16 protein-coding genes, 2 tRNA genes and 1 pseudogene are annotated in these 17,000 nt (G+C 63.2%); 15 read left to right on the top strand and 4 right to left on the bottom strand.

Translation table 11 applies throughout. The features are described 5' to 3' along the window. The first annotated feature begins 55 nt into the window (after positions 1-55). Positions 56-808: a hypothetical protein gene (locus WKH79_RS13560; protein ID WP_341859157.1), complete on the top strand. Its 753-nt coding sequence runs from the start codon at positions 56-58 to the stop codon at positions 806-808. A gap of 301 nt (positions 809-1,109) precedes the next feature. On the opposite strand, the gene WKH79_RS13565 is transcribed toward WKH79_RS13560, so the two are convergent. Further along, positions 1,110-1,526 (bottom strand): BLUF domain-containing protein, encoded by a 417-nt coding sequence (locus tag WKH79_RS13565; protein ID WP_341859158.1) that lies wholly within the window; start codon positions 1,524-1,526, stop codon positions 1,110-1,112. Between the two features lie 380 nt (positions 1,527-1,906). On the opposite strand from WKH79_RS13565, the gene asd reads away from it, so the two are divergent. Continuing rightward, entirely contained in the window at positions 1,907-2,617 is a 711-nt protein-coding gene (gene asd, locus WKH79_RS13570) for an archaetidylserine decarboxylase (RefSeq protein WP_341859159.1), read from the top strand. 53 nt (positions 2,618-2,670) lie between these two features. Here asd and WKH79_RS13575 read toward each other — a convergent pair whose 3' ends face one another. Beyond that, positions 2,671-3,405: an EcsC family protein gene (locus WKH79_RS13575; RefSeq protein ID WP_341859160.1), complete on the bottom strand. Its 735-nt coding sequence runs from the start codon at positions 3,403-3,405 to the stop codon at positions 2,671-2,673. 336 nt (positions 3,406-3,741) lie between these two features. Continuing rightward, on the bottom strand, positions 3,742-4,521 hold the full coding sequence (locus tag WKH79_RS13580) for a thioesterase family protein (RefSeq protein ID WP_341859161.1): 780 nt from the start codon (positions 4,519-4,521) through the stop codon (positions 3,742-3,744). 124 nt (positions 4,522-4,645) lie between these two features. On the opposite strand from WKH79_RS13580, the gene WKH79_RS13585 reads away from it, so the two are divergent. The 13 genes and pseudogenes from WKH79_RS13585 (at position 4,646) to WKH79_RS13645 (ending at position 16,370) form a co-directional block, all read left to right on the top strand. Further along, positions 4,646-4,719: transfer RNA gene (locus WKH79_RS13585), tRNA-Cys, on the top strand. Between the two features lie 23 nt (positions 4,720-4,742). Continuing rightward, positions 4,743-4,818: transfer RNA gene (locus WKH79_RS13590), tRNA-Thr, on the top strand. Between the two features lie 326 nt (positions 4,819-5,144). After that, positions 5,145-6,368 carry a sel1 repeat family protein gene (locus WKH79_RS13595; RefSeq protein ID WP_341859162.1) on the top strand — a complete coding sequence of 408 codons (1,224 nt, stop codon included), beginning with the start codon at positions 5,145-5,147 and terminating at the stop codon, positions 6,366-6,368. A gap of 17 nt (positions 6,369-6,385) precedes the next feature. Next, a complete protein-coding gene (locus WKH79_RS13600; protein ID WP_341859163.1) occupies positions 6,386-7,228 on the top strand; it encodes a tetratricopeptide repeat protein in 843 nt (280 codons plus the stop codon). 296 nt (positions 7,229-7,524) lie between these two features. Beyond that, a complete protein-coding gene (locus WKH79_RS13605; RefSeq protein WP_341859164.1) occupies positions 7,525-8,322 on the top strand; it encodes a tetratricopeptide repeat protein in 798 nt (265 codons plus the stop codon). Continuing rightward, positions 8,300-9,526 (top strand): hypothetical protein, encoded by a 1,227-nt coding sequence (locus WKH79_RS13610; RefSeq protein WP_341859165.1) that lies wholly within the window; start codon positions 8,300-8,302, stop codon positions 9,524-9,526. The genes WKH79_RS13605 and WKH79_RS13610 overlap by 23 nt, the downstream gene beginning before the upstream one ends. Next, on the top strand, positions 9,523-10,737 hold the full coding sequence (locus WKH79_RS13615) for a hypothetical protein (protein WP_341859166.1): 1,215 nt from the start codon (positions 9,523-9,525) through the stop codon (positions 10,735-10,737). The genes WKH79_RS13610 and WKH79_RS13615 overlap by 4 nt, the downstream gene beginning before the upstream one ends. Before the next feature lie 75 nt (positions 10,738-10,812). Further along, positions 10,813-11,499 carry a response regulator transcription factor gene (locus WKH79_RS13620; protein WP_083437407.1) on the top strand — a complete coding sequence of 229 codons (687 nt, stop codon included), beginning with the start codon at positions 10,813-10,815 and terminating at the stop codon, positions 11,497-11,499. Between the two features lie 32 nt (positions 11,500-11,531). After that, positions 11,532-12,236, top strand: a complete 705-nt coding sequence (locus WKH79_RS13625) for a hypothetical protein (RefSeq protein WP_341859167.1) — start codon at positions 11,532-11,534, stop codon at positions 12,234-12,236. Between the two features lie 104 nt (positions 12,237-12,340). Further along, positions 12,341-12,847 carry a HAMP domain-containing sensor histidine kinase gene (locus tag WKH79_RS13630; RefSeq protein WP_341859168.1) on the top strand — a complete coding sequence of 169 codons (507 nt, stop codon included), beginning with the start codon at positions 12,341-12,343 and terminating at the stop codon, positions 12,845-12,847. Further along, complete coding sequence (locus WKH79_RS13635; RefSeq protein ID WP_341859169.1) at positions 12,844-13,425, top strand: hypothetical protein; 582 nt, start codon at positions 12,844-12,846, stop codon at positions 13,423-13,425. Before WKH79_RS13630 ends, WKH79_RS13635 begins: the two co-directional genes overlap by 4 nt. A gap of 402 nt (positions 13,426-13,827) precedes the next feature. Continuing rightward, positions 13,828-14,439 (top strand): annotated as a pseudogene (locus WKH79_RS13640) (tetratricopeptide repeat protein); the annotation flags it as partial. Positions 14,440-15,374: 935 nt separating this feature from the next. Further along, on the top strand, positions 15,375-16,370 hold the full coding sequence (locus WKH79_RS13645) for a CHAT domain-containing protein (protein ID WP_341859170.1): 996 nt from the start codon (positions 15,375-15,377) through the stop codon (positions 16,368-16,370). A gap of 75 nt (positions 16,371-16,445) precedes the next feature. On the opposite strand, the gene WKH79_RS13650 is transcribed toward WKH79_RS13645, so the two are convergent. Next, on the bottom strand, positions 16,446-16,856 hold the full coding sequence (locus WKH79_RS13650) for a hypothetical protein (protein ID WP_341859171.1): 411 nt from the start codon (positions 16,854-16,856) through the stop codon (positions 16,446-16,448). Positions 16,857-17,000 lie beyond the last annotated feature (144 nt).

Below are 17,000 nucleotides of genomic sequence, written 5' to 3' on the forward strand. Positions count from 1 at the left end.
TGGCTGATTGCGCGCGTTAACATAGCAATGAGGATCTGCGCCTAAGCACGCTGGTATGCAGCAATTCGGCCAAATCACTCGCCGCTTGTCCGGATGGGTCATGCTCTGCCTTGCACTGGCAGTCTCGGGTTGTTCGCTAACCGACGATACGCCAGCCTACCGCTATCGGCTGACCGTGGAGGTCGATACCCCCGATGGGGTGAAAACCGGGTCGAGCGTGATCGAGGTGGAAACCAGCAAGGGTAAATCCATGATGGCCCCGGCGGGTAGCGTCATCATGCATAGGCTGCGCGGCGAAGCGGTAACTGTCGATCTGGGAACGGGGCGGTATCTCTTCGCGCTCTTGCGATCAAAGAGCGATATCGACTGGGCGAAGCGGGTCATGTTCTCGCTGACACCTTCTGTACGATCGAGTGATGGGGAGCATTACGAGGCGAGGTATTGGGAGATGCTGAAGCGCACTGGAGAGATCGAACTGCCGCGCTACTTTCGAAGTCGCAGCCACCTCAAGAATCCTCCCGCTCGGCCGATGCTGGTGACCTTCGGCGACCTCGACGATCCGACGAGCGTCGAGGAGGTCGATCCGGATGATCTGGGCGCCACATTTGGCGAAGGGAACAGTCTCAGACGCATCACCGTGCAGATCACCGACGATCCCGTCACCACCGGAATTGAGAGGCGGTTGGAGTGGTTGCCAGATAATTATGACAAGATGCTCGATGGAAATGCGAACCAAACCATTCGCGCCAAATATAAGTTTGCCAACAGTCTCACCCAGGGCGATTTTTCCAAGGGAATTCTAAAGTGATCCGCGAAGTATTTATCTCCCTTCGGTGGGACGGAGACGGTTCGTAGCTCTCTGCTTACCGCTTCGATCCCAGCGTTTGGTCACCACCCATCCCCTGCCGCCGTGCCCAATCACCCCGCCCGCGGGATAGCGCAGGCAGAGGCGTAGCCCAGCCTGCGCTCGATTGCGGGGAACAGTCTGCCGCTGGCGGCGGCGAGCGTCATTTCGGTACGGACAGGGCGCGAATGCTGCGCCTCGATTGCCTCTCCCAATTCGACCGCGCGGAGAAAATCGTTTTCGTCCGCGGTTATCTCGCTTGAGGCTAGGCCGCTTCGCTTGCGGGCTGCGACGCGGCGAGGAATTGCCGTACGAGGTGTTTGAGATGCGTCGGGAAATGGTCGAGCCCGGGGGCCTCGCCAATCGGTGCCCCGATCTTCGTGTCCGGCTTGAGCCGTTTCATGCGCCAGTTGGGAAATGCGCGCTGCGCGATTTCGGTCTGGCTCAGGATCTCGATCTGCGAATGGCGCGTGTCTTCGCCAAGCCGCGAAAGCAGCGCATCGATTGCGCTCCGGGATCCTTCCACGACCTGGAAGAAGCGGTTCTCCGCAAAGATCAGGAACCCGGTGAGATCGTCTCGGGAATTGTTTCGTGCCGAGGTTTCGATGATCTTGAACACATCGTCGGGAGCAAGGACGCTCGATGCCCTGCTCACATAGGCTATTTGCAACACCCGGTTCACTCCTGAACTTCGCTATACTAACCAGTCTGGCTTACCGAGCCGTTAAGAAATTGCCGGCCAGTGGGTGCGCCACGGCGCCGTTCTGTCACCGGTCCGCGCTTGGCCGCGGGCCTTCCCATCGCTGCAAATTCTCGGGTATCGCCGGCATCCCCATTGCGCTGGCCGATTGCGCGTGTTCAACACCGCAGCCGGTTCATCCAGGGGCACGATCGGGCTTGCTCCACGTTAGAGGTCATGATGTTCGATCGCCTGTCTGTCCTGCCGCAATATCTCCTGCCCAAACGCGGGCTGACCCATCTTGCCGGGCGCGTTGCCCGGGCGCGTGGGGGCGGGCGACGACCCGGCTGATCCACTGGTTCGTCGGAAAATACGGCGTCGACATGAGCGAGGCCGAAAACCCGGACATTGCCAGCTACGCCTCGTTCAACGATTTTTTCGGCCGCCCGCTGAAACCGGGCGCGCGGCCGCTGGCCGATGCCGATTTCATCTCGCCGGTGGACGGTGCCATCAGCCAGTTCGGCGCGATCGACGATCACCATATCCTGCAGGCCAAGGGGCATCGCTTCACCACGACCCAACTGGTCGGCGGGGACGCCGCGCTGGCGGGCCGGTTCCGCCACGGCAGTTTCGCGAACCTGTATCTCTCGCCGCGGGATTATCACCGGCTGCACATGCCGTGCGCGGGCCGCCTGCAGCGCATGATCTATGTTCCCGGCGCGCTGTTTTCGGTCAATCCCGTGACCGCGCGCGGCGTGCCCGGACTGTTTGCCCGCAACGAACGCGTGGTCTGCGTGTTCGATTCCGAAGCGCATGGGCCCTTCGTGATGGTGCTGGTCGGCGCGACGATTGTCGGCAGCATGGCCACCACATGGCACGGAGTGGTCAATCCGCAGCGCACCGGGGCGATTGCCGGGTGGGATTATTCGGACCAGCCGGTCGTGCTCGAACAGGGCGAGGAAATGGGCCGCTTCCTTCTCGGATCGACGGTGATCATGCTGTTCGAGAAGGATGTCATCGAATTCAATGCGGACTGGCGCCCCGAAGGCCCGGTTCGGCTGGGAGAGGTGATGGGCACCAGGCCCGCCCGGTAATCCCGGTTCGCGGCTGCGCGCAGTCTCGGATCGGGAAACGCGCCGTGCGGTGCTCAGGCGGCGGCGGAGGCGTCGCCCTTCAGCCGCCGTGCCTGGAATGCGAAGCGCGCGGCCTTGCCGACATCCTCCTGGAACGATGAATTGACCAGTCCGCCGACGATCGAACCGACGAGGGGTACGACCATGCCCGCCCGGCTGCGGAAGCTGGTGAATGCGATTGCGCGCGAAATCCGCTCGACTGCCTGATCGACGATCGGCGCGATGTGTTCGTGATCGGCATGGACGAGTTCCCCGGCCGGGCCGAGCGCCGCTTCCAGCGCCGCAATGCGGTCCCGGCGCGCCTCGGGTTCGTCCACTGCGGCCAGTTCGAGGATCTGGAGGCGGAACAGCTTTTCTGCCGGGCCATCGCCCGTGTAGCCATAGGCGCGCCCGGTATCGCGGATGGCGCGCAGCGCAATGGCGATGGTGGCCGGGATGTCCGCGCTCATCGACAGCGCACCGCCCAGGCCAGCGGCGGCCCCGGTGGTCGCGCTGACGCTGCGCGCGGTGCGCGAGACCTTGCGGGCCGCCTGCCGCGCCGCCTCGAGATCTGCCGCATCGTGATCGAACTGGACGAGGCGCGGGGCGCCCGCCGCCCGGTCGAGCCCCTTCAGCACGGTTTCGACCAGACCCTTCGGGACCACGCTGGCGATCGCTGCGCCGAACGGATGCGTCAGCCGCTCCAGTCCGCGCCCGAGGCGGGAAGGGGTGCTGTCGCGGAACCGGCGCTGCTCTTCGATGATATCCATGCCAACCGAATGGCTGCGGGGCGGACACGTTCCGGAACGGGGCTGGTAATTCGGCAGGCGGCCGGTGGGTTCGCCGGTACGCCAGTTCCCTCGCGCTCGCTCCTTTAGCCCCGGATAGAGGCGACTCGCACGCCGCTTTCCTACAGCGTGGGCGATCGGCATGAGGGGCCCGCTCTTTGATCGCGTGAAATTTCTACCCTGCCGGGCGTGACCGGTGCAGTGCCTTATACTGCCGGAAGGTCACACATGCGCGGGCGTTGCCGGGGGCAAGCTGCTGGCTGCGCTGATCATTCCGGGAAGGTCACGCTTTTCGCAGGCGCGTAAAGCGGTCCATGTTCAGCCGAACACCGCTACGCATTGCATGCCGTCGAGCATCTGCTTGCCGTCGGCGTTCCACAGCCGCAGCCGTTCGGAGGAATAGCCATGCGCAGCGTGCTGGCTGGCGTTCTCGCTCATCCACCAGCCGTCGCGGGTCGCGGGCGCGGGTTCGAGCAGGTTGAACGACCAGTTGACCGAGCTGATCGGTCCCTGCCGTTTCATCGCGCGCATTGCACCCGGGGGCAGGACGTCGCCCAGCAGGATGAGCTCGCTCACCGGGTCGAGCCCTCCGCGGTCGGTCAGACGTGCCCAGCGGCGCACCACCGGGTCGCCCGGACCCTGCTGCTCCTGCGCGCGGCGGATCTCGAAGTTGTTCTGGATGAAGGCGGGACCCTTGCCGTGCATCGCGCTCTCGGCTTCCTCGGGCGGACCGGGCCAGTCGGCGACCGGTGCGGCATCGTGCATCGCATTCGCCTCGCGCTCGGTGCCGAACAGCCAGAAGGCGGTCAGCGTGCATTGCCCCTCGCACCAGATCTCGCTGCGCACCTGCGCGACATTGCGACCTTGCCGGACGATCTCGCGGCGCAGCTCGGCATCGGGTCCCGTAGGGGCGACGAAGGCGACCTGGGCGCCGCGCAGCGGCGGCAGGTCGGGGAATGCGCGGGTAACCGCGGTATAGGCGACCAGCGCGGAGGCGCCGCCGTAGAGCGTGCGGCCCTGCATCCAGTGGTCGAGCCCGGAAAAGCGCGTTTCGCCGCCTGCCGCGGTGATCGGATCGAGAAGGTTGGCAATGCTCATGCGCAGGGTCATTGCCCCTATCCGGCCATGCGTCCAGACTGACGTTACGTAAGGCATCACTGGGCGATTGCCTTTGCCGCGGAGAATCGCTAGTGCGCCGCTTCCTTCCCGAGAGGGAGGGCGAGGCCCGATGGCGGAGTGGTTACGCAGAGGACTGCAAATCCTTGCACGCCGGTTCGATTCCGGCTCGGGCCTCCACTTCCCGCGCAACCCGCGAAAGTGCCGCTTTAGCTCAGTTGGTAGAGCACATCATTCGTAATGATGGGGTCACAGGTTCGAGTCCTGTAAGCGGCACCATTCTTCAATTACGGATAGAGACACGCTGACTCAAAACAGCAAACGGGTCAAAGCTGGCTCTAATGTCGCTTTTTGTGCCGATAGCCGTCAGTCTGTTTACGGCGCCGTTGCACTCGTGAGCAGACATTCCGATGACGGTACTTGGAGGGACGCCACCTCCGAGCGACAAGTCTGGCCGACTTCCGGCGTTTGATTGCTATCCGATAGGCATCCACACCGGGTAAAACTTTGGCCTTCTGATGCCTAAAGGCGTTTCCAATCATGTATTTAGGGGCCTCGGAATCGCTTGTTCGATCGAGACCTAACAGCATTTGTAAATTGGCCGTTTGCCATCGTTCGTCCATCTTGATGTGGATCACGAACAGGGGGCAGGTCACATTTTTCGCACGTTCTTCAGCTTGGTGCAGTCGGGCAGGATTGATGGGGCGAGATCGCGCTTACTCAACCTCGTCTTGGTCGCTGGCCTCGCCTTTGGCTCCAGCGCGGCCAAGGCCAGCGAGGACCCCGAAATCGCCCAGGCTATCGCTGACTGCGAGCAAAAGGTGTCGGTCGCATGCGGCACGGTCGGGCTCGCCTATTCCGACCCGGCGAATGACCAATACGATATTTTCCTCAGCCTGAGATTTCTTCAAGAGGCCTGCCGCGGTAACCACGCGGCTTCGTGTGGCCGTCTTGCATTGGTCTACCTCGAGGGATCCGAAGATATCGAAGCCGATCGGGCCACGGCAGGCCGGTTTGCGATCAAGGGGTGTTCGCTGTTCGATAAAACAGCGTGCGAAGTCGCCGAGACAGTCTTTGCAGAGGCGTCGTCCGATCAATTCGACGCGGAGAAAGCCCTGCGCTACCGGCGCGTGAATTGCGATCAGGGCGGATGGCGCTCGTGCGAGGATCTCGCGCGCATTTACTACAATCTTGGGGAATTCGCACCGGCGGAACAGGTGGCTGCCAAGGCGTGCGATCCCGCACATGCCGAGCAGCGGTCGGTATGCGAATTCGCCGCAAGCCTGCGTCAGCGACGCCAGGAAATCGAGCAGGCGTTGGCTGAACGACATGAAGCGCAGCGCCGTCGCCTAGCCGAACGCGAGCGCGCTTCGCAAGTCGTCCAATCCTTCCTCGGGCAGGGCAAATACGACAGCGCGATCTATGCGGCGATCTATCACAGCCGCCAGCTGGCAGATGCGCGGACTGCGCTCGAAGCGACCTTGCAGGCGGGCGCATTGGGCAGTGTCTACAAGGACCATCTCTATGTTCTCGACTACTGGTTCCCGTCGGGCAGGCTCAATGCCGCGGTGAATGCGGAGATCGAACGGCGGAGCCGGGGCGACGACTGCGGAATCTACAACTGCACCAACATGCCCGGTGCATCGAGCCGTCGTTGGGCGGCAGGGGCGGGTAGAACGGCGGCATCGCGTTCGTCCTCCTCATCCGCGTCCTCGTTCCAGCCAGCCCGGATGAAAAGTGCAGCGGAAATCTCCCGCGGGACGCGCAATCGTTATCGCACAGCCCACTGCACGATGAACAACAACGCAAACCGATATCTTTGCAATTGAACGTGGAGCAAGCAGCCATGAATCTTCGTCCTTTTCTTGCGGCTACCGTCCTGTCGGTGACATCGATTGCAGCTCTCCCCGTCGCGGCGCAAAGCAATGCAGAGCAAGCGCAGGAGCGCTACAATGCGGGGGACTTCCCGGCTGCTCGCGCACTCTACCAGAAAGCGTGCATGAGGGATGGCAAGGATGAGGCATGCCACAATCTCGGTTCGATGGCGTGGCGGGGGCAGGGCGGGGCGAAGGACCCGGTGCAGGCGCGCGATGCCTATCGGCGCGGATGCGAAGCCGGCCTGCTCAAATCCTGCGGCCAGTATGGCGCATTGCTCAAGGATGGTCTTGGCGGACCGGCCGATCCTGCCGAGGCGCTGGGCCCGCTGGGGCTCGCCTGCAAGGCGGGCGAAGCGGGCGCGTGCTACAATCAGGGCCAGATCCTCTATTTCGGCGACGCCGGTGAGCGCCGCTTCGAAGAAGCGCGAACGGCATTCGCCGGGGCCTGCCCCGGCTACGCGGCGGATGGCTGCTATGCGCTCGGGATAATGAAACGTGACGGTCAAGGCGGTGCGGTCGATACCGCGGGAGCGAACAAGGCTTTCTCCATCGCGTGCGAAAGCGGCAATGCCGAAGGATGCATCGAATCCGGCGTCGGCTATTACGATAACGGGCAATTCGCCGAAGCCCGCGACCAGTTCGCGCAGGCATGCAACAACGGGGCCGCCGGCGGATGCATGAATGCGGGCATGATGTACCGCGACGGGACCGGAGCCGCTCCCGATCACGCCAGGGCGAAGCGCTATTTCACCAATGGATGCAAACTGGGCATCCAGGACGGCTGTGCCATGGCTGAGGCGCTGGGACAGTGAGCGTTGCAGCGGGACTAATTGGCGCGTTCGCCCTGAAACTACGCAGCTTGGGCCTGGTATTCGCGCTGGCTGCGGCCTGGTCGGTTCCCTCGAGCGCCTCGCCCGCGGACCAGGGCGCGGCGTCGGAAAAATCGGCTGTCGAGCGCGCTTGCGAAGCCGGGGAGGTCGCGGCTTGTCTCAATGCAGGGAGAATCCTCGTCCAGCTTTCTGGCGAAGCGCGCGCCATCAGGGCTCGCGATATGTTCGCGCGGGGCTGCGAACTCGGCAACACCGATGCGTGCCATCTGCTGGTACCGATGCTGATCGAAGGGCGTGGGGGTGCGCAATTGCTCGATGTGGCGGCTGAGGTCGCAGAAATCCTGTGCGAAGCCGGGTCTGGACAGGGTTGCAGCTGGCAGGCGAATGTCCTTTCGCGGCAGGCCGCATCGGACCAGCAAATCGACCACGAGAATTTGATCGCCGCGCGCGAGTTGTACCTGCAAGGCTGTGATCTGGATTCGATGGAGGCTTGCGGGCAAGCCGGTGCCCTACTGGCAACCGGCACCGGTGGGCCGGCTGACCCCATCAAGGGCTACGACTTACTGGGGCGCGCCTGCCGGGCAGAGCAATGGCAGGCGTGCGCCAATGTCGCCGTCATGGCACGCGACGGACTGGCGCATGACGCCGACTGGGCGTCCGCGCGAGACTATTTCGGGATGGCATGCGACGGTGGTATCGCCAACGCCTGCAATGATCTCGGCATCATGTGGATGCAACTGTCCGATCGCAGCGGGGACGAGCGCTGGCGCGACCCGGCGCTGCTCGTGTTCATCGCCTCATGCGATGGCGGAGACGGTGCAGGGTGTTCCAACGCGGCGCGGCAATTGCGCGAAGGCCGGGGCGTGCCGACCGATCTCGTGCGCGCCCATGATCTCGCTGTGCGCGGCTGCGAAGCGAACAGCGCGCGGGCCTGCCTGCTCGCGTCCGATATGCGGGGAGCGGGAGAAGGCGTCGAGGGCGATGCGCAAACCGCTCGCGCGCTGCGGCAAAAGGCGTGCGATCTCGGCCAGTCCAGCGCCTGCGCCATGGTCGATGCACCGGCCCGTCAGGACTGACATGAATTTGGGGAGGACAGAAATGCCGCAAGCGATTGATCTCTTTCGTCGGGCTTTGCAAAAGCAAAGGCGAGCGGGGGCATGTGGTGTGGGTAACAGGATGCGCGGGACACTGACTGCGGTAGCGGCGCGGATCTTCGCGCCCGTACTTCTCGCTGCAGCAAGCACCAGCACATTCGCAGAGGCGAAAGAACGACCTTTCGACGACGAGGCTCTAATGGAGATCCATCGCGGCGGACTTGCCTATGAGCGCGACGGGGATACCTATGCCGCACTGTCGATGTACGGGCAGGCCTGCGACATGGGGCTGGCCGCAGCCTGCACCCTCGGCGGACAAATCGAGCATGAAACGGCATCCGACAACAAGGATCACATCAGGGCGGCGCGCATGTTCGCCGCTGCCTGTCGCGCGGGAGACGACCTCGCCTGCACGCGGACGGGGATGGCTTTGGGGCCGCTCTCGCAGGCAGACTCGCCCGAACCCGATGGGCTGATGAAGCTCGCGCTGCTGGCCATGGGCGAGGAGTGCCGTCACGGCGGTGCGCAGGCCTGTGTCGACGCCGCAGAACTGCTTGGCACGACTGAAGAGATCGGGGCGGACATCGCGGCGGTTCGCGGTTACGCAGTGAGGGCTTGCGAGGACCAGCAATTCGCAGCCTGCATCAGCGCCGCGATGCTTCCTGCCGAAGAACCCGACGCTGCGGAGACGCGCGCGCGCAATGTCCTGCTGTGCAATGTGGGCTGGGCCGGTGGATGCGACGCGCTGCTGGAACCGCTGATGACGGGCGAGGCGCCAGGCGAAGTCGATGATCTCAAGCAGGCCCTGAAGGCAGCGTGCGACGATTGGGTGGGGATCGCCTGCGCAAACCTCGGCCTTTACTATACGCAGGGGCCGAAGGACGCTTATTTTCCGGGCATCGGCTTTCGCTACATGCGCAGCGCCTGCGATCTCTACGTAGCCAAGGCATGCTTTGCATACGGGGTGATGCACAAGAAGGGCATTGGCGGCCGGGTCGATGAAACCCGTGCGCAATCGCTCGTGGCGCATGCTTGCGAAATCGGAAGTCCGAAAGCCTGCGCCACTCTGGCGCGCATCGCAGGGGAAAGTGAAGAAGGTGAAGTTGCGGGGGTCTCCACGATGGAGGCCCTCCGGCGTGCATGTCGGCTGGGCGACAAGCCCTCTTGCGTGAAGGAAATCCGATGAAGACTGCGATGCGATCGGTGATCTGGGGAACGTTGGCTGCGGCGGCGGCGCTCGCGGGACCCTTGCACGCTCAGAGCCTGGAAGACATTCCAGTGGAGCAACGGCTCCAGATCTTGGCCGGGAACCAGCAGGCCCGACCGCTGATGGAAGTGTTCGGAATTGCCACCTTCGCGGCTGGTGCGGACGAAAGCTGCCAGCTGTTCGACGTCGGCGAATTGCGCGCGTTCCAGGTCCTGAAGGGACAGATCGGGAGGCAGTTGGCGCGGGTCGGCGGGGACGAAGTTGTCGCAGCGATAGACCAGTCCGAACGTGGCACGCGGCAGGCGAAGGGCTGCGCCATGCCGGACGACACCAAGGTCACGATCGAGCGTGCGAGGGTAGTGGCAAGGGCCTTGCAGGACGCCCCGGCAGCCATGACGACCGACCAGCAGCAATGCGCGGTTGAGGGAACGCACTGGCGCTTCCATCGGCGCGAATGGGAGTTCGTTCCGAAAGGGCATTTCGTCGAGTACGAAGACCCTCAGCTCGAGGCGATGTATCAGGGATTGCGGATGAATTTCGCGAGTATCGCAGACCAGGCCTGCGGGTCGGTAAAGCAGACGGTTATGTTGATTCCTGCTTTCGAGAAACTCCGCCTGATGGAAGAAGCCAGCAGCTTTGCTGCTCCCGGCGCGAAGGCCTTTACTTCGCTCGGATCGTCCGAACGCACATTCACCTCGCGACACCTCGGCCTTTGGCGTTCGCAGCGTTCATGGACCGGGGGCGGGTATACAACCGAACCCGACTTCTACCGCATGGCCCACGACGGGGACGTGAAAACCGGCTTTGCGAGGCTGTCCAGTCCGGGTCTTTTCGGCGTCGCGGGGCACATGTACTTTACCACCGGGGGGAAGTGGATCGCGGGTATCAACCGGAACATCGAAGCGGTCGAAATCCGGCTCGGCAACGGCACCGGTTTGCCCATGGAGAAGGTCGCCGGCGAGAAGGAAGGGATGGAGGGCACTTCGACCTTCGAACTCGGCAAAAGCGGATTGACCGTCCTGAGGGATCAGGGGGCGGACGTTTCGGTTCGGGTTGCGTTCAAGCAGGCTGGAGAGGAATGGCGGATTTTCGACGCTCCGGGCAAGGGCAGCGGAGTGCAGCAAATCAACCTGGGGGCGGTCAGGGAAGGTTTGGCGTGGTCGAATGCGCCGCGCCCCGCGAAAAACTGACGCGATAACGGGTGTCTCGAATTGTCTGGGCGCGCTATCCGAAGGCGGCCGGATACCGGGCGCGGGGGGCTGAACGTGGATGGACTGAAAATCCTCTATATCGAAGACGATGCGCACACCGCGACGCGGGTGAAGGAACTCGCCCTGTCTCGCGGCGACGATCTGCATTGGGAAAGCGATGGAGCCGCCGGCCTGCGGATAGCGGGGCGGGACAGGTTCGATGTCATCATACTCGATCGAATGCTGGGCGATGACGATGGCCTCAAGATCTTGGCCCGCCTGCGCGAGAGCGGGGTAGACACACCGATCCTGATGCTGAGTGCACTCGGGCGCACCAGCGACCGCGCCGAAGGGCTCGACGCCGGTGCCGATGATTACCTTGGCAAGCCATTCGAAGCCGCAGAATTGATGGCCCGCGTGAACGCCCTCCACCGGCGTGCATCGGGCAGGGTGCATAGCGCGGTGATCCTTTACGGTGCCTTCGAATGCCATCTGAAAGCGCGCACGGCTTTTCGCGAGAACCGGCATCTCGCTTTGAGCCCGAGGGAATTCGAGCTCTTCCATTATTTCATGGAAAACGCCGGGGAGGTGGTAACGCGCGAAATGCTGCTGCGCGATGTTTGGAACATGTCGTTCGACCCGCAAACCAATGTGGTTGACGTCAATATCGGACGTTTGCGGCGCAAGCTCGAGGACGGCTTCTCCGCTCCGGCGCTGGAAACGGTCTGGGGCACGGGCTTTCGATTGCTGGACGGCAAATAGACGTGTCACCGGCACGTTCCATTTTTTCCCGGTTGGTCGCCGCCGCCACCTTGCTGGCGGCCCTTACGGTGCTGGGGCTCTGGTTGGTGACGGAGCGAACGATGGATGCCGCGCTGAACGAAAGTGCGCGTGAGGCGGTCGATGTCGATCTTGCCGGCCTGGCCGATATCTATTCCAGTAGCGGGGAAGCGGATCTGGTGCGGAGGATCGAGGATCGCCTGGCATTGCGGCCCGCCGACGGGGGAGCGCCGCACTACCTGCTTATGCGCACAGACGGGGTCCGCCTCGCGGGCGATCTGGAAGCCTGGCCGGATCTCGATGCGGCAATCTCGGAGCGGGGCATGATCGCGATAGGCCATCGTTCCAGCGCGCATGCCCGTTCGACCCGGCTTGCTCCGGATAGATGGCTGCTGGTCGCACATGAGGTCGATCCGGCCAGGTCATTGAAGGCCGGAGTGCGAACCGTGTTTCTGGTTGGCGGGGCCATTCTCGTTTTGGTCGTGGCGATGCTTGGCAAATTTTCTGCCGACAGGTTGAAGCGCCGCATCGCGCGCATCAACCGCACCCTGTCGCACCCCGATGAGCTTGCGTCCATGCCAGAGCTCCCCAGACGAACCCGCGACGAAATCGACGAACTCGCAGCCAATAGCGCGCAAGTGATCCTCCGGGTACGGAACCTGTTGGAAGCCCACAGCGATACGACCGACAGGCTCGCCCACGAAATTCGCACCCCCTGACTCACCTCGATGCGAGGCTGGTCAAAGCACTCGAAACGCAACCGGACGAGCAAGTCACCAGGCGGCTGACGGAAGCCCGCAGCGAAATCCGGCGGCTGGTTAGCATGTTGGAATCGCTGCTTGATATCGCGTGGAGCAAAGCCCGCCTCAGTGATCGATCGATGCTAACGCCCGTCGACATGTCCGCCCTCGTTACCAATTTGTGCGAACTCTATGCCGATAGCGCCGAAGATGCCGGGTTGGTCCTGCAGTGGGAGGTGGAGTCCGGCGTTGTCTTGGACGGTGACGAAGCACAGCTCGGGCGCCTGCTGGCCAACCTCCTCGACAATGCCCTCAAATACGTCCCGGCCGGAGGGACAATCCGCGTCACGCTCGGTGATGGCCCCGTCCTCGTCGTGGCGGATGATGGGCCTGGCATAGCCGAAGTCGACCGGACGCGGATATTCGAGCGTTTCCAGCGGGGGCCGGACGCCAAGGGAGACGAAGAACGCCCGGGCGCAGGACTTGGCCTTGCCCTCGCATCCGCAATCGCACAACGTCATTCGATGATCCTGGAATGCCTTCCGAGCGCAACCGGTGCACTGTTCCAGCTCCGCAGAGAGACGCCATGAACAAGCTTCTGGCAATGGCGCTGCTCGGCGCGCTGACCAGCAGCTGCACCGGATCTGCGGGTGAGCCTCGCAGCGCGTCACTCGCGGGCCACTTGGCGGCCCGTTCGGATACGGATAGAACCGCGGCGGCGGTCCTGTATCGCGCGCAGTCGGCTTACGAGGATGGCGATCGTGCCGCCCTCTCTCTCGCGCTTTCGCGGCTGGATGCCGTCGGCCTTCATCCGGTCGGCAAAGAAGCGAACGACGTCCTTGCCCGGTGGCGGGCGGCCGCAGATCAGCCTGCCATTACCCGAGGGCGGATCCTCGGTCCGGGGTTCATGGTGGGGGAACTCGCACCAAAGGAAGAACGCGCGCTTGAGCAGACGTTCCTGTCGGGGCGCGGTGCCGCGATCAGTTTGTCCGCGCTCGAAGGAAGGCCGCTGGAGATTTCCGTTCGTGACAGCAGCGATCAGTCGCTGTGCAGGAAGGTCGCCGAACGTGTCACATGTCGCTGGGTGCCGCTCTATACCCACCGGCACACGATTACTTTGCGTAACCCCAACACGAAAAAGACACGCTACCAGCTTGTGATCGATTGATCGTCCTGCGATGCCACATCCTCGCTGTTTCGAGGGGGACACGTCGACATGCACCGTCATATCTTTGCGATTGCCGCGATCGGCCAGGCTATCGCGTTCGCTCCACCAGTACTGCCGCAGGTGCAGACCGTTTCCGAAGGTGCGGGCCTAACCGATCTCGCATCCCTGAAAGCGGCCGCCTCGGCGATCGACCCGCTCGCCGAGGCGGCGAAATCGGAGGGTGCGTGGTCTGTCTATCTGGAAGCACTGGAAGCTGAGAACGGCCCCGCAGAGGAACAGGCGCACGCACTAAACCGCATCGGCGACAGCCGCTACTACCAGCAGGACATTGCCGGCGCGCTCGCATCCTCGCTCGAAGCGGAAAAGCGACTGATCGCCGCAGGGGCGACTGATGGTGAAGCCATGGCGGGGACATTGGCCAACATCGCGACCTTCTACACAGGGGTAGGGCAGCCGGAGAAGAACGTCCCACTGCAGGAGCGGTCGCTTAAGATAAGGACCGGCTTGTATGGCCAGGACCCCGAAGGGATTGCCCCTCCCGACGCCAAGGCACTCGGGCTGGGATATCTGAATTACGCCGCCGCGCTGTACGAAGCGAACCGCTTCGGTGACGCCGCGGAATATGTCGATCCCGCTATCAAGGGCCTGATCCGTGGCGGGATGACCGACACCACGCTCTTCGTGGCGCTCTCGACCGGAGCGAATATCTACATCGATGCCGGTCGCCAGGTCGATGCCTTGCGTCTCGCGAGGCAGGGGATCGCGATGGCGAACGAGCTGCTCCCGGAGGAGCACCCGTTCCACGGTTTCGCACAAGGAACCTTGGCCAAGGTCCTGCTGCAGGCGGGACGATACGAGGAAGCCGAACAACCTGCTAGAAGTGCTCTCGATATAATGACCGAAAGGCTTGGCCCGACACATCGCAATACCTTGGTCGCACTGCACAATCTGGGCGTGGTCCAGATGCGCCTCGGGCAGTATGACGAAGGCATCGCACTCATGCTGGCGCGGCACGAGCGATTGATGGAGATCAGCCCGGCAGAAGCGGTGAACTCGTTGCTCTCCGCATCAAACGCCGCGATCGAAGCCGGCCGTGACGACGACGCCATGCATTTCGCGCTCAAGGCTGCGGGTCTGGCACGAGAATTGCCGACCGACGACGAAAAAGCGCTGCGCGGCCTCCTCACGTTGTCGCAGCGTCTCGACGAGAGCGGACAACCCGAGGCTGCGCTCGACATCCTCGATGAAATCGAAATGCGCGTGAACAGCAGCGGGCGCAAGCTACCTGTCGATGCAGCTATTCAACGCGGACTATCACAAGTTCGCGCAGGACAGGATGAGGGTTGGGAGCACGTAGCAAGGGCACGCGCGCGGATCGTCGACAAGATGATCCAGGATGCGACCAGCTTCGAACTCGATGCGGATCTTGAAAATTACTTCGACTCGATCCTGCTGATCGCCGAAGCCGCGATCATTTCCGACCGCGCCGATGATGCGCTCAATGCATTCGAACTGGCCAGTTGGGGCGTCAACGCCCGTGCGCGCCAATTGGCCAAGCTGCGTCACGGCCAGTTCGACAGGCCCGACCTTGCTGCCGATATCGAGAGGCTCCGCAGCGGGACCGCGCGCCTTCGGTTGCTCGCGCGCGAGCGGGCGGCGATGCTGGCCGCGGGGCGATCCGAGGCGATCGGCCAAGTCGAGCGGGAAATCGCCGACCTCGAGCGATCGGTGAGCGATGCCGAAGCGGCCTTGCGCACGGCGCTTCCCGAATTCGATACGACGCGGCGACCGGTCGATGTATCAATCGAGACCGTCCAAGCCCGATTGCGGCCGGACGAAGGCCTGCTGATCGCAATGCCTGCCAATCGGCGGATGCTCCTGATGGCCGTGACCTCCGAAACGGCGGTGATGAAAGTGGGGCCGGGGGGCGCGCAACCATCCGGCCGTTCGTGGAACGATTGCGTTTGGCACTCGACGCGGGCGAAGGTGCAGACGCATTCCCATTCGACGATGCGAAGGCGTTGCACGACCTCGTCCTGTCGGCCGAAATCGCAGCGGCGCTCAATGGAAAGACCCGGGTATCCTTGGTTACGAGCGATGCTCTCTCGCGTCTGCCATTTTCCGCTTTGCTGTCTTCCGTGCCCGACCGACAGGTGCGGGACTTCAGCGAGATGGAATGGCTGGTCCGCCATCACGCATTCGCGACGGTTCTTTCGCCTTCCGCTGTACTGGGCTCGAGACAAGATGGGGGTAATGCCGGGCGGTTTCTCGGCATAGGCGCCGCCGCAAATTCGGACGAAGCGTTCACTGGGGAAACGCGGGCGGTCGTGGCAACCGCCGTGGATTTGCGATCGCTGCCCTCGCTGCCTGCGAGCCGCGAGGAGGTCCGGCTTGCGGGGGAGGTCAGCGGCGCCAGCGAGCGCATCCTCCTCGTCGGTGGGGACGCAACCGAAGCCCGGCTTCGGCTGCTGGCTGAAGCAGAATACAGTGTAGTCCTGTTCGCCACGCACGGTCTCATGGAAGGGGAACTGGGCGGTCTACGGGAACCGGCACTCGTCCTGACGCCCGGATCGGGAACGGGCGGTACGACCGACGATGGCATCCTGCTTGCCGGTGAAATTGCGGAGCTTGGCCTTTCGACCCAGATCGCGATCCTCTCCGCATGCAACACCGCCGCGGGACGCACTCATGCTGCTCCTGCCTATACGGGTCTTGCAAATGCCTTTCTCGCGTCGGGAAGCGAGCGCGTGATGCTCTCGCATTGGCGGGTCCAGGACGAAGCCGCGTCGCAGCTTACCATGGAATTCGTGAAGCGACTGCGCGATGGGCACGCCCACGCGGAAGCTCTTCGTCTTGCTCAATTGTCGATGCTGGAGGGCGAAACGGACAGCGGATCCGCCAATCCTGCCCGGTGGGCAAGCATGGTGCTCATCGACGGTCGATAAATGTCGCGTCCGCTATGTCGACAGTCCCGAAACAGGCGACAGGATCCCCCGCCGGAGCTTGCGCGCAAAGCGGTTCTAGCAGGTTGCCAGCCAACTCATCATCGAACTGATTTTACTGTCGGCACCGGTGGCGTAGCCGGCGGCTTGGCTGTCCGCCCAGCTTTCAGCCCTGGCGTGCATTTTGTCGAAATAGCTCAGATCGCTGTCTTCCCGCATGTCGCGACGTGCCTGACGCTGCCAATAGCGATGGCGGATTCCCACACGAGCGCCTGACAATTCTTCGCGCAGGTTCGCAACGAATGCCGAATCCTGGGAGCTCCCCAGGATATCGGACCAACGCTGCCACAGCGCGGAGCATTGCAGCATCTCACCGATTGTTTCGGGCGAGGTATAGGACTCCGCCAATCCTCGATCATAGGCTGCATTGTGCATGGCAGCGCTTTCCGCGCCGTCCCGGAGGACCTGTTGCGGCTGAGCAAGCGCCATATTCGGCAGAAAGGACACGCCTGCCGAAAGGGCTAGCGCCATAGCGCCGCTACCCAAGAGTCTACGTCGCGCACACATTTCACTTTTCCCCTCACGTTCTGCGCACTGCCTCGATGGAAGCGCAAGCACGGTTTCACCGGCGCC

Origin of the sequence: Qipengyuania sp. GPGPB31 (genome assembly GCF_038396345.1) — a bacterium.
Taxonomy (GTDB): Bacteria; Pseudomonadota; Alphaproteobacteria; order Sphingomonadales; family Sphingomonadaceae; genus Qipengyuania; species Qipengyuania citrea.

Excerpts from the sequence above, each read along its gene's own strand:
- WKH79_RS13605 (WP_341859164.1), top strand. The coding sequence starts at position 7,525 with ATGCTGATCGAAGGGCGTGGGGGTGCGCAATTGCTCGATGTGGCGGCT.
- WKH79_RS13610 (WP_341859165.1), top strand. The coding sequence starts at position 8,300 with ATGCACCGGCCCGTCAGGACTGACATGAATTTGGGGAGGACAGAAATG.
- WKH79_RS13635 (WP_341859169.1), top strand. The coding sequence starts at position 12,844 with ATGAACAAGCTTCTGGCAATGGCGCTGCTCGGCGCGCTGACCAGCAGC.
- WKH79_RS13560 (WP_341859157.1), top strand. The coding sequence starts at position 56 with ATGCAGCAATTCGGCCAAATCACTCGCCGCTTGTCCGGATGGGTCATG.
- WKH79_RS13575 (WP_341859160.1), bottom strand. The coding sequence starts at position 3,405 with ATGGATATCATCGAAGAGCAGCGCCGGTTCCGCGACAGCACCCCTTCC.
- WKH79_RS13615 (WP_341859166.1), top strand. The coding sequence starts at position 9,523 with ATGAAGACTGCGATGCGATCGGTGATCTGGGGAACGTTGGCTGCGGCG.
- asd (WP_341859159.1), top strand. The coding sequence starts at position 1,907 with ATGAGCGAGGCCGAAAACCCGGACATTGCCAGCTACGCCTCGTTCAAC.
- WKH79_RS13630 (WP_341859168.1), top strand. The coding sequence starts at position 12,341 with ATGTTGGAATCGCTGCTTGATATCGCGTGGAGCAAAGCCCGCCTCAGT.
- WKH79_RS13650 (WP_341859171.1), bottom strand. The coding sequence starts at position 16,856 with ATGGCGCTTGCTCAGCCGCAACAGGTCCTCCGGGACGGCGCGGAAAGC.
- WKH79_RS13600 (WP_341859163.1), top strand. The coding sequence starts at position 6,386 with ATGAATCTTCGTCCTTTTCTTGCGGCTACCGTCCTGTCGGTGACATCG.
- WKH79_RS13580 (WP_341859161.1), bottom strand. The coding sequence starts at position 4,521 with ATGAGCATTGCCAACCTTCTCGATCCGATCACCGCGGCAGGCGGCGAA.